Below are 13,988 nucleotides of genomic sequence, written 5' to 3'. Positions count from 1 at the left end.
TTGGCCAATGCTGCGTTCTTTAATCAGGTGATGTCATGAGTCTAGGGATGGTCGGTGGTGCATTTGGCTTGAATGCACTGGATATGTTGCAGAACCTTCACGTGACGTCGTCCATTGGCGACTTCATGTTCTTCAGGCTGATCCTCGACTACCTGCATAAGGAGATCGCTGAGTTTGGCGTTGATCTGCTGGGACGCGTGATGAAGTGGGTCGGCGCCATGGCGCTGACATTGATGACTCTGTGGGTTCTCATTCAGGGCTATCGCATAGCCACCGGCCAGAGCCGGGATTCCATGATGGTGCTTGTAACCAACATGGCCAAGGCAGCGCTTATCGTATCGGTCGCCACGACGATGGCCATGTTTGGTAGCAATCTTCACAGCTTCCTCAACAAGGACGTAAAGAACGAAATCACTCATGTGATTACGGGTGAGGACGAATCGCCGGAAGACCTCATTGACCGGAACCTTGGCTACATGCAGCTTGCACTGGCGTCTGTGGATACGCTGGACGTCGTGGGTGATGTCACTCTGGACAATGCGAAAACGCGGACCATGTGGTTTATCGGCATGGGTACCGGTGGTCCTGCCGTGACTGCAGGCTCGATGTTGCTGCTCTACGAAGTAGCGCTGGCCCTCTTCATTGGCCTCGGTCCGCTGTTCATCTTGTGCCTGCTATTTGAACAGACCAAGCAGCTGTTCCAGAAATGGTTGCTGTATGGCATAGGCACGATGTTCTCAATGGCGGTACTTGCCGCAATGACGGCCATTGCAATGAAGATGGTTGCCAAGGTTGCCTTCGCGTTTTGGGGGAGCACGCTAGCCGGTGCCCTGATGGGCGAGAATTTCACCGAGGGCATGTCCAGCATGGCGCTGCAGCAGGGCGGCATGGGGCTTATTCTCACGACGCTGATCCTGACTGCGCCCCCAATGGCGGCGATGTTCTTCCAGGGCACCCTGGGTAGCTTCATGGCATATTCGCAGATAGGCGGGAGTGCCGTACCTGCATCGCCGGGCCCGAATGGGCAGCCGCCGGGTTCGCATGGGTCAGGTAGCGGCGGGACTGCAATCGCGCCCACTCCCATTGCGCACGATACCGGGCAGAGAATGAACGATTCCAGCGGGCAGCGTTCCGGTTTCGGTAGTGACTCAACTACTGGCACGGGGCAGCGAGGTGTCGCTAACAACGATAGGGGGTGAGGTCTGCTATGTCACATCGTTTGATCTGTTTTGCACTGGTAATGTTTGGGTTCTTTGCCGCTCCAGTGGTGCGGGCGGAAGGCGGATGCCCTCCGGGGATGTATCCCATTGGCGGACAGGGCGTGAGAGGCTGTGCGCCGATCCCTGGTGCACAGCAGCCTTCAGGGACGAGTGCGTCTCCTTCCGCGCCGGCGTCCGAGCGACTGACAGGAGAATGGGTCAAGACGTGGGGAGCTCTGGCCGGTGCAATTGAGGGAAAGGAGGGCGGCGCTGCAGTCGGTGCGTTCAGCGAACGCACAGCGCGGAGCAGGGCGATTGAGAACTGTGAGAAGAGGGCTGGCGGTCCATGCAAGGTTGAGTTCGTCTATCAGAATCAGTGCGTGGCGGCAGTTGTTTCAGAACTGGCTTCAACTGGAACAAACTACGTCAGCGCTGCGACCGTAAAGGAAGCGACTCAGTCTGCCCTGCAGAACTGCCGAAACAAAGGAGGATCTCAATGCAGATCGATTTATTCGGCTTGTAGTGAGCCTTTCTTCAAGCGCTATTGATGGTGGTCCCGCTCGTTCGGGGGCAGGCTGGTGCGCGTGACATTAGTAATGCCGGCGGTTAGCTCAGTTTCGTGTTCCCATGGCGGAATTTGTACTTGATCAACTCCGCGGGGCGCGAACAAACGTGCGAGGTGATGTCGGTAGGATCGATTCCGGAGGGCATGTGGGAACGCGTTTCAGTTTGAATCTGTTGGTGGCCCTCATGACGTTGTCCTCAGTGGCTCTTGCCGAGGGCAATTGCCCGGCTGGGTTCTATCCCATCGGGGGGTAGGGTGTCCAAGGCTGCGCACCGATCCCCGGCCGAGCAGTGCCGCAGGCGCAGAGCCAGCCTCGCGCAACCCCTGGCGTGTGGGAAGATCGCTGGGGGGCCATCGCGGATGACAGCGCTGATCGCCTCGGCGCGACGCTGGTGACAGGTGTCGTACGGTCCCGCGGGTCCGAAGCAGAGGCCAAACGCATGGCTTTGGCAGAGTGCGTTCGGTTGGGGGGCAAGGAGTGTGCTGTGCGAATGACCTATTACAATCAGTGTGTCGCAATTGCGGACCCGATGAACGTGAAGGGAGGCTCGCCGGTGGGTCAGGCGGTAATCGCGCGCGCGCCGTCTGAAGCGAAGGCCCGTGCCAACGCGGTTTCCAGTTGTTCGCGATTGAGGAATGGACAGGTTTGTGAGATTGCCTACTCCGCATGCAGTTTCGCGGAGTTCCGCGCTTACTGACTGCATGTTCGGCTCGTTCCGGCACCACAGCCGTGAAGGGGGGGGGGGCGCGTGTTGCGCGTGTCCGCCGCCCTGATCTGCCTGAGCATGTACGGCATGAATCCAGTTCAGGCTGAGGGTGACTGTCCATCCGGCATGTATCCCACAGGAGGAGAGGGCGTACGGGGTTGTGCGCCTTTCCAGGTGGATCTTCGGGTAGTAGCGGCCAGACTGAAGTCCCGCCAACTCTCCGACCGGGCATTGGATAAAAACGTTGGGATCCATATCGGAATCCACTACTTCAGATGATGCTGGTGTGTCTGATGGTAAGCGAACGAAGGCTCAGGCCGAGGCGGCGGCTGCTGCGCGGTGTGCGAGCGTAGGTGCCAAGAACCGTAAGATCACCATGAGCTACTACATTCAGTGCGTCTCTTGGGTGATTCCTCGTGGGCGCAGTGGGCAGGGCGCTTAGGGAACAGGGCGGGGGGCGACGCCAGAAGATGGTCGATTTTCAGCGCAGGCGCACTGAAAGAACGACGGTCCGGGTCCCTGTGAGCAGATCTACGCGAATTGCACCACGCCGATTTCCAGGGCACGCTGGGCAGCTTCATGGCATATTCCCAGATAGGCGGCAGCCCGGTGCCTGTATCGCAAGGCCCGAACGGTCAGCCTCCGGGCTCCAGCGGTGGGCAGGGTTATAGGCCTGAAGCGCCGGCCAATAGTGGTGCTCGACCAAGTTTTGGTGGTGAGGGCTTAGCTCCTCGAATTCACGCAGGTACTGATTTGCAGCAGGGGCAGTCGGGCATGCGTGGAAACGCAAACACTAACACCGCATGACTTCGGCTTGCTGATTGAAAATCCCCAAGGTGATTGAGATGAAGTGGATGTTGGCCGTGGTGACGTGTATTGGCTCAATGTTCCTTGGAAGCGTCGGCACTGCGTCTGCAGAGGGCGGAAGCTGTCCTCCTGGCTACTACCCTATCGGTGGGCAGGGGGTTCAGGGTTGCGCTCCTATTCCTGGCGGGGCCTCGGGTGGGGTGTCTCAGTCTGAGGTCCCAGCCAATTCACCGACTGGTCGATGGATAAAGACGTGGGGATCCATATCTGAGTCCACTACTTCAGATGATGCTGGCGTGTCCGATGGTAAGCGGACGAAGGCTGAGGCCGAGGCGGCTGCTATTGCGCGGTGTGCGAGTGCAGGTGCCAAGAACTGTAAGATCACCATGAGCTACTACAATCAGTGCGTCTCTTGGTTGATTCCTCGTTGGCGCAGCGGGCAGGGCGCTTCGGGGATAGGTGGGGGGCCGACGCCAGAAGATGCTCGATTCTCAGCGCAGGCGCACTGCAAGAACGACGGCCCGGGTCCCTGTGAGGAGATTTACGCGAACTGCACGAAGCCAATTTTTGAAGAGTTTTGATGTCGCCTTGATAAGCATAAGCATTTCGCGCTTGAGTTGGCCGAAGACGGATTGATATCCACTCGATGCACGCTCAGTGCTGATGAACCCGCTTTGGGCGAGCGAGTAGCTGGTTGACCGTAGGTCCTTCATTGGCATTGGATCACGCTGGAGCTTCTGGGCTACCCTCTGGATACAGCTGTTCTGTTCGGGGCAGGACCGGTATCGCAAATCAGACCAAGAGGCTGCACGTTGATTTGCCTGATCCTGGAGTGCCTTGTAAAGGTGTATCGCGAGCGTGTGTGTGCTTTGTTGTCCCATGTCGCCACGGCAGCGCGCATGACAACTACGATTGCCGCTCGGTCGACAGGAGCGCAGCAACGCCTTTCTCCCGTGCAGACGTCGTGAGGTGATGGTGATGAAGCAGATATCGGTGGTGCTGGCGGTTGTGGTATCGCTCTTCCTTGGGAGCGCCAGCACTGCATCTGCAGAAGGTGGAAGCTGTCCTCAAGGCTATTATCCGATTGGCGGGCAAGGAGCGCAGGGTTGTGCGCCAATTCCGGGTGGTTCTTCAGGAAGTGGCGGCCAGTCCGAAGTTCCGGCAAATTCTCCGACCGGGCATTGGATAAAGACTTGGGGATCCATTGCTTCGTCCACTACCTCAGATGATGTTGGTGTTTCCGATGGCAAGCGAACAAAGGATGAAGCGGAGAAGGTAGCGTTGTCGAAGTGCACCACTGGCGGTGGCGGCGTCTGCAAGATCACCATGAGTTACTTCAATCAATGCGTATCGTGGCTAATTCCCAAGGGTCGCACTGGCCGGGGGGAGGCAGCGATTGCGAGCGGGCCGAGTCCGGAGCTTGCTCGATTTTCAGCGCAGGCGCACTGCAAGAACGACGGTCCGGGTCCCTGTGAGCAGATCTACGCGAACTGTACGAAGCCGATCTTCGAAGAGTTCTGATACTGTCGTAATTGGTCTGCCACTTTTCGAGCCTGACGGGGGCGGTGGGTGCGTGGAAACTAGCTGGACGGAGCTGGGAACCTGGTAAGACGTGGGTCCGGCATCTCGGGTCGGACCAAGACGTCTTCGGTCATAGCGCTTGGTGTTCTGGTAGATAGTGCAACCGAATTGAGGATGCAGGTACAGCATTTTGTCAGTGCCAACTGTGCGAGGTAATTGTGTTGATGTGGATAAAGGCAGTGGTTGCGGGTTTGATCCTGCTCCTCATCGGAAGCGTCGGCACCGCGTCGGCAGAAGGCGGAAGCTGCCCTCCAGGCTACTACCCCATTGGCGGGCAAGGCGTGCAGGGCTGTGCGCCTATTCCAAGTGGAACGTCGGGCACTAGTGGCCAGACCGAAGTCCCCGCCAACTCTCCAACCGGGCATTGGATAAAGACGTGGGGATCCATCGCAGAATCAGCGACGTCAGATGACGCAGGCGTTTCCGATGGGAAACGAACGAAGGGCGAGGCTGAGGCGTTGGCCGTTTCGCGGTGTGCAACCGCGGGTGCCAAAGACTGCACGGTCACCATGAGTTACTACAATCAGTGTGTGTCCTGGCTCGTTCCCAAAGGTCGCACTGGTAGGGGCAGGGGAGGTGTGGGCGGAGGTCCAAACCCCGAACTCGCTCGACGGGCCGCCCAGACGCAGTGCAGGAACGACGGCCCGGGGCCGTGTGAAGAGGTCTATGCGAATTGCACGAAGCCGATCTTCGAGGCGTTCTGATCAACATTGTGTCACCGTGCCGTAGCTGTCGCATTCAGCGCGGCCGGCTTGTCAATTGAGAACGGGCCCGCGTAGCCAAATGCACCGCGGATGCGCTTTCCCATCGGAACGAATGTCCAACCCGATCACGCATGCAATCCTGGTCAAGGCCTCGTATTGTCTGCTTCGGGAATCATCAAGGAACGATCATGCCGAACCCCCTTCGTCTGTTGCTTGTCGCCGCAGGGATGACCGTGGCGACCAACGCCTCGGCTACCGACAGCTGGGTGATCTTTGCCAGTGGCGAGAAGCCCAATCGGGAGGCCTGGGTAGTGGATGCCCAGCAATTGAGTGACAAATCCGATCTGATGGCATTCCTGGCCACAGCAACACCGGAAGAGACGAAGGCGTACAACAAGGTTCTGCTGCGTCGTAAGCCACCCAAGCCCGGCGAAGTCACAGTTGGCCCGGACCCGGTGTACGACATCGGTGTCAACCGCGTGTTCGAGAATGGTCAGAAGCCCAATCGTGTCATGGGTCGTTATACGGTGAACTGTCGGCGGAACACGGTGGCCATGAAGGACAGCATCGTGCAATGGCGCGACCGTCCCCTGCAGGATATACCTCCAGAGCAGCTGGATCTGAGGACAGAGGCAACCGAGCCGTGGCAGGTACAGATGGTTCGTTTTGTCTGTCTGGTGGGGCCTGATCCGAACGCGGCGAAGCTCCCCGAAGCGATGATGCAGCGCGGTTTCCTACCGATCGGTGATGTTGGCCAGTCCCCGGTCAACTTCATCTGGGCGCACCTGTGGAAGGATGGTACGCGCCCTGCGTTCACCTACCAGACCACCGATGCTGAACTGGACAAATCGATAAGCAATCTGGAGTCGAATCTGGCCAAGGGTTACAGCCAGAGCGAACGGGTCGTTGACGATTTCCAGCGGTCGGCCAACCGGGTTGGGCGCAATAGCCTGATGGAGATGTGGGTCGGTAAGACCGAGCATGAGTTCGTGCGCAACTGGGGTACGCCGGATCGTGTCGAGGAAGGTCCCAATGGCTCGCGTACCTTGTATCTGCATCGTGGCGCACGCATCCAGGGCTTGAACGTCTATGGTCATGTGATCAGCGACGTGAACAACCGCTGTGATATCACCGTGTTCTCGGTGGATGGGTATATCCGCGATTACGCCACCCAGGGCGCCGCCTGCACCCAACAGGTACGCTGAGTGCAGAAGAGGCGGGTGTCGCCTACAGCGCACCCCCTTCGTGAAAGTCACACTTTTTTTGTGACTGAAACCGCTCTTTCAGCGCTTACCCCTTCGACGTAACGAATGCCCTCGCGGTAAGCTCGCTTTGCGTCAGAAACATGACGCGTCGGTGCACCGCATGCAGGAGCTTTCCCGTCCATGAGGACTCTGTCTGTCCCGTCCCAGGGTGACGCTTGCCACCATCGCCGCGGCGACGGTGCCGGGGCTATGATCCGTTTCGACGGACAGCCCGGTGCAGGTGGACCTGGCGTCCGTGCCCGCGGAGCGGGTGGGCACCGGCGGCATGACATTGAAGGAGTGGGAGGGGATGGAGAACCGGAGTGGCGCGCACATGGACAATGCCCTGGCATTCGTTCCGTCTGGCGCGAACCTGCTGGAAGCCGTCAGGGGCGTGTGCAACGGCGACGGTGTGCAGTATCAGCTGCTGGTGATCGACCAGCCCGCGCCGGAAGGCCTGGTGGCCGGCCAGCATGGTCCCAACCGGGTATTGCTGTTGCTGCGCGGTGACGGCGGCGGCCGCTGGCAGCTGGCTGCGCGCAACGACAAGCTGGTGCCGTGTTCGACCCGGGGTGGCCTGGCCGGCGACCCTTTTGCGTATGCAATGGTTGAGGAAGACACGTTCAGCGTGATCACCAACGGCGGCAGCCGGCAGCGCTGGAGCAGCACCTACACGTTCCGCTATGCCTCGGCGGAGCGGGACTGCTGGGTCGATACCGTGCGCCGCAAGGTGGTGGACATCGAAACCGAGGCGACCAACATCCGTGAATTCTCGGCGGCCGAAATCGGCCGGGTGCGATTCGAGGATTTTGATCCGGCCAGCGTCGCAGAGGTGACGCTTCCATGAGCCAGGCTTCAACTGGCGGGAAGGAACCCGCGCTGATGACTACCCAGGAGTGGCACCGTGTCGAGGGATAGGGAGTCGCAACTGCTGCGGCAGGCGACTGCGGCAGGCATCGATTCGCCACGCGAGCTGGCCAATTTCATGGCCCAGGCGGGGCACGAGTCGCGCGGCCTGTCGCGTCTGAACGAGAGCTTCAACTACACCCGGGGCATCTCGCAGATTCCGGTGGAAGCGGCGTGGCGCAACGGCAACGACGCGCTGGAGTCGGCGCGCCAGGAGGCCCTGCGTGGGCGCCCGGAGGCGCTGGCCGAGCTGATGTACGGCGGCCGGCTGGGCAACGATGCGCCAGGCGATGCGCTGACCTACCACGGGCGCGGCTATCTGCCGCTGACCGGAAAGGACGCTTACGCGCGCGCCGGCCAGGCGCTGGATCTGGATCTGTTGAACCACCCCGAGCTGGCCGCGCAGCCCGAACACGCTGGTCGCATCGCGGTCTGGCAGTGGCAGCAGCACGTACCGGAGCAGGCGCGCGAGGATGTGCGCGAGGCAACCTATGCCATCAATGGTGCGATGAACGGGGTGGAGGATCGGCTGCGGCGCTTCGATGGCTGGCAGCAGAAGCTGACCCCCGACGTGATGGAGCGCCTGGGGCGTGGCGAGGTGGGCGAACGCGCCGCGGTGGCGCGCGATATGACCGATCCCAGCCACGTCGGCCATGGCCTGTTCCTGGGCGCGCGCAACGGGTTGCAGCAGCTTGGGCCGGGCAGTGGCCTGCGCACGCCGCAGGAACTGGACAACGCGGCCGCCGCGCTGGCGGCAGGCGCGCACAAGGCCGGGCTGCAACAGATTGACCACGTGGTCGCTGGCGCGGACGGGCGCATGCTGTTTGCAGTGCAGGGCAACATGGGCGACCCGGCCATGCAGCGCTGTGCGGTGGAACGCGTGCAGGCCACCCAGCAACCGCTGGAAGAAAGCAGCCGGCAACTGGCGGCCGATGCCACTGCACGGCAGGAACAGTCGGCTTCGATCAACCGCGAGCAGGAACAGCAGCGCTCGCGAACGCTGTAAGCGCGGTCCGCCTGGGCACAGGCGTGGGATCGCATGGGTTGGGCGCCTGCGGGCGCCTTCATGGAACTTCCTTGTAGGGACACAACATGCAGAATCGTGAATCACCCGCGCGGCGTGCTGCCGCGCATCGCCCGCGCTGCGGCGTGCGCCTGGCGCCGTTGTGGGCGCTGTCGCTGGCACTGACCGCCACGCTGGCCCAGGCACAGGACGCGCCTGCGGCTGCGGAAGACGTTGCACCGGCAGTCGCATCGGCAGTGGCGGCTGAGGCCGTACCGGCTCCGGCGCCCGTGGCCGAGGCGGCACAGGCACCGGCGCCTGCTCCGGCTACCGAACCGGCAGCGGAACCTGCGGCAGCGGTAGCGCCGGCCGCACCGGTGGCGGCTGAAGCTGCTCCGGCTCCGGCTCCGGCTCCGGCGCCTGCGCCTGAAGCTGCACCCGCACCCGCACCCGCACCCGCACCCGCAGCACCTGCCGCGCCGGTAGCCGGGGCGCCTGCCGCTCCCGCCGCTCCGCCGGCACCCGTCACGCCACCCGCGCCACCAGCACCACCTGCACTGGCCGTAGTGCCGCTGCCACCGGACCAGGCTACCGAACGCCAGCTCGGCGCGCGTTGCCCGGTCGATCTGGCCGGGCGCCTGGCGCCGCAGGGCGATCTGATGATCGGCGCCTGCCAGGGCACGCCGCCCGCGCATCTGGCCGCATTGCTGGTGGCCGTGCCGGAACAGGACATCCTGCTGCCGCGCGCCTGGCGCGAACGCGAGGTGCGCCAGCGCGTGTGGTTCAAGGCGGTTGCTGGCTTCGGCCAGCGGCCGGATTTCATCGCCCGCCTGGGCGATATCTGGGTGCGTTCGTTCGAAGGCGCCGATCCGGCGGTCACCACCTATCTGGTGCAGGCACCGTTCGAGTGCGCCGACCGGGCGTTGCCGACCGACGCCCGTCCCGATCCGGTGCGCGTGCCGGCCGGTGCCTGCCAGCAGGCCTACGTCAGCCAGCGGGTGTACCAGATGGGGGCCGATGGCGTGGCCCAGGACGTCACCGCCAAGGTGATGCCGTCGGCACCGTCGATCACCGAGGCCGACCGCGCCCGCCAGCAGGCGCGCGAAGGCCGGGTGCTGCTGGACCACAGCAAGCTGCAGTACGGTCCGGCGCTGCGCTGGTACGTGCAGTATCCGGAATCGCCGCAGAAGACCGGCCCGCACGCATTCAGCGACTGGAATCGCGAACACCTGGCCTTCGTGGTCTGGAACGGGCAGAACTTCGAACTGCGCGAGCGCGTGGCGCGCAGGCAATGGCCCTGTGATCCGGTCGCGCCCGGCGATCGCGCCTGTGGTGGCTTCCCGGATTCGGGCCCGGATGTCTACGTGACGGCCGACAACGCGGCCGGCGACAGCACCGCGGCGATCTCCAGCCCGTAACGGCGCTATTGCGTGCTGCACGAACGGGAGCCGGCAGGTCCGGCCCCCGTTTGCGCAAGCCGTCGCCCGTCAGGAGGGCAGGGCGCGTGCCTGGCTCTGCAGCAGCTCCTGCTGCGGGTCGCGTTCCTGGCTCTGGCGCTGCGCGGTCTGCTGCTCGATGCGCTGGGTGCTCTGTTCCAGCGGCGTGTGGGTGGCCACTGCGGTATCCACCGATACCCGCAGATGGCCGGGATCACCACTCTGGCCCTGCACCGCAAAGCTGCGCGCGGCATCGCCGCTCATCACCACCTCGTCGATGCGCTGGCCGCCGGCGGCGTGCATTTCCGCTGCCAGTGAACCTGCCAGCTGCATACTCATCGCATCGGGCGTGCGCCCGGCACGTGCGTCCAGGGCGTGAACGCCGCGCAGGGCATCGTTGAACAGTGGATTGCCGGCATGGTCACGTTCGGTGATACCCGGCAACGGCGCCACCGGGCCTTCCCGCCGTGCCGGTTCGCCCGGCTGCAGCGGGCCGCGGCTGTGGTCGTAGATGTCGTACAGATTGCCGGTGATGCCACGCGCACCAATGGTGATGCCACGGCGCACGCGCTCCACTTCGTTGCGGTACTCGCCGATCATCCGGCTGTTGTCGCGGGCAAGCTCCTGCGTGCCCGCGGTGTTCAAGACCGAATCGTCGCCGAGGAAGTTACTGAGCTTGTGCGAGCCCAGCGATGAGGCGGCCGCGCCCAGCGCACTGTCGGGAATGAGCGCGCGGAAGCGGCTGTTGCTGAAGCCCCAGCTGCCCAGCGTGTCGATCTCCTTCTGCGTGGCGTACATGCGCACGTCACCGAAGTGCTGCGAGGCCGCACTGACCGGGTCGGCCGCCATCACGTGGTTGAGCACGTTGTGGCCGCCTTCGGGAATGCGGTAGGTCAGGCTGACCGCGCCGTAGGCGTTGAAGGTTTCGCCCTTCAGATCGAAGTGATGGGCCGAAATCTGCGCCAGCGTGCCGCCCAGCGAATGCCCGGTCACGCTTACTTCCGGGGTCTGGCCCAGGTCGCGGCCTTCCTTCTGCGCATAGGCCAGGGCGTGGCGGGTCAGTTCCAGTGCGTCGTTGGCCTGCAGGTTGCGCCGGGCCAGCACCATGCCACCGTCGGTCAGGATGCCGTCGCGGCCGATCTGTTCGGTGCCACGGTGGGCGACCACGATCTCGTGGGTATCCACGCGCTGATAGATGGTGCCCTGGTAGCCGTTGAGGCGGTTGTTGGCGTGTTCCAGCACGCGGTAGGCGTGGCCATTGAGGATGACCGGCTGCTCCTGCGCTGGATCGTGGCGGCCGACCCGTTCGTCGCGGTAGGCATCGCTGGCCAGCGCGGCGTAGTCCTGGCTGGTCACGGTCATGGGCTGACCTCGTGCGCGCTCAGGGTGGCCGAGAACAGGGCGTCGCGCAGCTCGGCGCGGAAGCGGTTGGGGTCCTGCTGGCCGCTGGCGCCGTAGTCGGGCATGTCATCCACGCGTGGGTAGTCGCCGCGCGGGTAGTGGCGGGTTTCGGTGCGCCCGCCCATGAACGGATCGGCGCCTAGGAAGGACAGGAAACGGGTTTCGCCGTCGGCGCCGGTGGCCTTGAGCATGGCGCCGGCACCGCTGAACGACCAGGTGCAGACGCCGCGGCCGTAGTAGTCCTCGTCCAGCATGCGGTCCAGGTACACCGTGCCGCGATACTCGTTGTCGGCCACCTTGCGCAGGGTCACCGGCTCCTGGCTGGTGATGCGCGCGGGGGTGCCGGTTTCCGGCTCGATGTAGCCGCACTGGTCTTCGTTGGTGACATCGTACTGGGCCACGCCTTCGACCACCGCGAAATCGCCGGGTGGGTTGGCCAACCGCAGGACCAGTTCATAGGCCTTGCGGGGGGCGGGGTTGAGCTTTGCCAGGCCGCGCCCTCCCTGGGCGACGTTGGCGGCGGCGGAATCAAACTCCTGTGACATGAGAGCCTCCGGGCTGCAGGCGATCAGCAGCGACAGAACAACGCAGGGAAATGTGCGGCCGCGCATCCTCAGGCCGCCTGTGGGGCGGGACAGGGACGGTGCAGCAACACGGCAGGCAGCGTCTGCAGATGTACAGCCGTGCGCGCGAACGCCAACGCAATGTGCACGGCAGGTCTCCTTTCCTTGGGGACGGGAGTTTTGATTATGGGAGGCCATGACGACACGCTGCCACCGCTTGCGGCCTGGTTCCGTCATGAATTTGACGCAAGCAGCCCAGCCGATGCCGTGGAAATGCCTGTTTGCACAAGGGCTTGCGCATGCTGCAGCACGCTGGAACCGGCTGCGGACGGGTGTCTCAATTCGTGAGGTGTATCAACAATTCACGCGGGGCGCATTGCGCGGTGGAGGTAACGGTTGCGTGAATCCGCGCCTGGGGCCATGGTGTGCGCGCTTCCATGGAGTTCCCCAGATGCCCTTGATCCGCCCCGAACAACCGGCCGACGTGGCCGCCATTCACGCCCTGACCGAGGCCGCCTTCCGCCAGGCCGAGCACAGCAGCCATACCGAGCAGCTCATCGTGGACGCGCTGCGCGACCGGGGCGAACTGACGGTGTCGCTGGTGGCCGAGCAGGACGGTGCGGTGGTCGGCCATGTGGCGGTGTCGCCAGTTGCGGTGAGCGACGGCAGTACCGGCTGGTTTGGCCTGGGGCCCATTTCCGTGCTGCCGGCCCGGCAGGGGCAGGGTGTGGGCGCGGCGTTGATGCAGGCCGCGATCGATGCACTGCGCAGCCAGCAGGCGCACGGCTGCGTGCTGCTGGGCGAGCCGGCCTACTACGGTCGGTTTGGTTTCCGCGCCGAACCGGGGCTGATCCTGCCGGGGGTGCCTGCGGAGTACTTCCAGGCCCTGTGCCTGCAGCCGCCGATGGCGCAGGGCGAGGTGCGCTATTCGCCGGCGTTCGAGGCGACTGCGCCGCTGTGATGGGGTCAGATCCGTTTTCCGACGGAGCGCGGCTCTGACCCCGGCTTCACGGCGCCTGCCACGGGCGCGGTTCCGGCGCCGGCGGCGGAATGCGGTAGCCACCGATGTGCGTCAGCAGTTCATTGGTGCGGCGTTGTTCGGCCAGCAGTTCACGCATGAGGCTGCGCACACCGAAGATCGCGAACGGCACCAGGATCCACACCACGCTCATGACGGTGGCGAAGATGAAGAACAGAATCTGACCCCCCATTGCGGGCACTCCTTCCTTGGGAAAACGTCGAATCTAGCATTGTGGGCGGCCGGCCACCCGGCCTGCACGCGCCCGGGGCGTACAATGCCGGCCGTCCGGCGTGGCCGGGTCTTCACTGCGAGAACCACCATGAGCGATTCCCTGGGCGTGCCCGTGCACGATGCTGACGAACACTGGATGCGCCACGCGCTGGCGCTGGCCGAGCGCGCGCAGCACGTGTTCGATGAGATTCCGGTGGGCGCGGTGCTGGTAGGCGCCGATGGCCAGGTGCTGGGCGAGGGCTGGAACCTCAACATCGCCAGCCACGACCCCAGCGCGCATGCCGAAATCGTCGCCATGCGCGAGGGCGGCCGGGTGCTGGCCAACCACCGTCTGGTGGGCAGCACCCTGTACGTGACGCTGGAGCCGTGTGCCATGTGCGCCATGGCCATCGTGCATGCGCGCGTGTCGCGCCTGGTCTATGGCGCCAGCGACCCGAAGACCGGCGCCTGCGGCAGCGTCTTCGACCTGCTGGGCGATGCGCGACACAACCACCGGGTGGAGATCCATGGCGGCGTGCTGGCCAAGGAGGCCAGCCTCCGCCTGACCAACTACTTCCGCGCCAAGCGTGGCAAGCCACCGTTGCTGCTGGAAAACCACGCCGACGAGGCCTGAGCAGCGA

Annotated in this window: 14 protein-coding genes; 11 read left to right on the top strand and 3 right to left on the bottom strand. The window is 63.7% G+C overall.

Features of this window, described 5'->3' with window-relative positions; genetic code table 11:
* Positions 1–83 precede the first annotated feature (83 nt).
* From C1930_RS12000 to C1930_RS11945, 9 genes are all read left to right on the top strand, one after another.
* On the top strand, positions 84–1,199 hold the full coding sequence (locus C1930_RS12000; RefSeq protein ID WP_108756477.1) for a type IV secretion system protein: 1,116 nt from the start codon (positions 84–86) through the stop codon (positions 1,197–1,199).
* 1,558 nt (positions 1,200–2,757) lie between these two features.
* Positions 2,758–2,913, top strand: coding sequence for a hypothetical protein (locus C1930_RS20550; protein ID WP_234412655.1), 156 nt, complete (start codon positions 2,758–2,760; stop codon positions 2,911–2,913).
* 403 nt (positions 2,914–3,316) lie between these two features.
* Positions 3,317–3,859, top strand: coding sequence for a DUF4189 domain-containing protein (locus C1930_RS11975; RefSeq protein ID WP_108772591.1), 543 nt, complete (start codon positions 3,317–3,319; stop codon positions 3,857–3,859).
* A 397-nt stretch (positions 3,860–4,256) separates the two neighbouring features.
* A complete protein-coding gene (locus C1930_RS11970) occupies positions 4,257–4,799 on the top strand; it encodes a DUF4189 domain-containing protein (RefSeq protein ID WP_108757744.1) in 543 nt (180 codons plus the stop codon).
* A gap of 224 nt (positions 4,800–5,023) precedes the next feature.
* Complete coding sequence (locus C1930_RS11965; protein ID WP_108756473.1) at positions 5,024–5,563, top strand: DUF4189 domain-containing protein; 540 nt, start codon at positions 5,024–5,026, stop codon at positions 5,561–5,563.
* Between the two features lie 188 nt (positions 5,564–5,751).
* Complete coding sequence (locus C1930_RS11960; protein WP_108756472.1) at positions 5,752–6,768, top strand: hypothetical protein; 1,017 nt, start codon at positions 5,752–5,754, stop codon at positions 6,766–6,768.
* Positions 6,769–7,117: 349 nt separating this feature from the next.
* Complete coding sequence (locus C1930_RS11955; RefSeq protein ID WP_108749931.1) at positions 7,118–7,654, top strand: hypothetical protein; 537 nt, start codon at positions 7,118–7,120, stop codon at positions 7,652–7,654.
* A gap of 57 nt (positions 7,655–7,711) precedes the next feature.
* Entirely contained in the window at positions 7,712–8,719 is a 1,008-nt protein-coding gene (locus C1930_RS11950) for an XVIPCD domain-containing protein (protein WP_108756470.1), read from the top strand.
* A 563-nt stretch (positions 8,720–9,282) separates the two neighbouring features.
* Positions 9,283–10,134 (top strand): hypothetical protein, encoded by an 852-nt coding sequence (locus C1930_RS11945; RefSeq protein ID WP_234412654.1) that lies wholly within the window; start codon positions 9,283–9,285, stop codon positions 10,132–10,134.
* A gap of 69 nt (positions 10,135–10,203) precedes the next feature.
* On the opposite strand, the gene C1930_RS11940 is transcribed toward C1930_RS11945, so the two are convergent.
* Complete coding sequence (locus C1930_RS11940; protein ID WP_108756469.1) at positions 10,204–11,514, bottom strand: XVIPCD domain-containing protein; 1,311 nt, start codon at positions 11,512–11,514, stop codon at positions 10,204–10,206.
* On the bottom strand, positions 11,511–12,164 hold the full coding sequence (locus C1930_RS11935; RefSeq protein WP_108753390.1) for a hypothetical protein: 654 nt from the start codon (positions 12,162–12,164) through the stop codon (positions 11,511–11,513). Before C1930_RS11935 ends, C1930_RS11940 begins: the two co-directional genes overlap by 4 nt.
* A 403-nt stretch (positions 12,165–12,567) precedes the next feature.
* Here C1930_RS11935 and C1930_RS11930 point away from each other — a divergent pair, with 403 nt between their 5' ends.
* A complete protein-coding gene (locus C1930_RS11930) occupies positions 12,568–13,077 on the top strand; it encodes an N-acetyltransferase (RefSeq protein ID WP_108771834.1) in 510 nt (169 codons plus the stop codon).
* A gap of 46 nt (positions 13,078–13,123) precedes the next feature.
* On the opposite strand, the gene C1930_RS11925 is transcribed toward C1930_RS11930, so the two are convergent.
* Positions 13,124–13,327, bottom strand: a complete 204-nt coding sequence (locus C1930_RS11925; protein ID WP_108749926.1) for a hypothetical protein — start codon at positions 13,325–13,327, stop codon at positions 13,124–13,126.
* Between the two features lie 129 nt (positions 13,328–13,456).
* On the opposite strand from C1930_RS11925, the gene tadA reads away from it, so the two are divergent.
* Complete coding sequence (gene tadA, locus C1930_RS11920; RefSeq protein WP_108749925.1) at positions 13,457–13,981, top strand: tRNA adenosine(34) deaminase TadA; 525 nt, start codon at positions 13,457–13,459, stop codon at positions 13,979–13,981.
* Positions 13,982–13,988: the final 7 nt, after the last annotated feature.

It is taken from the genome of Stenotrophomonas sp. SAU14A_NAIMI4_8 (assembly GCF_003086695.1).
Taxonomy (GTDB): Bacteria; Pseudomonadota; Gammaproteobacteria; order Xanthomonadales; family Xanthomonadaceae; genus Stenotrophomonas.
Note: the sequence above shows the minus strand (reverse complement) of the source record. Positions and strands in the feature narration are given on the sequence as shown.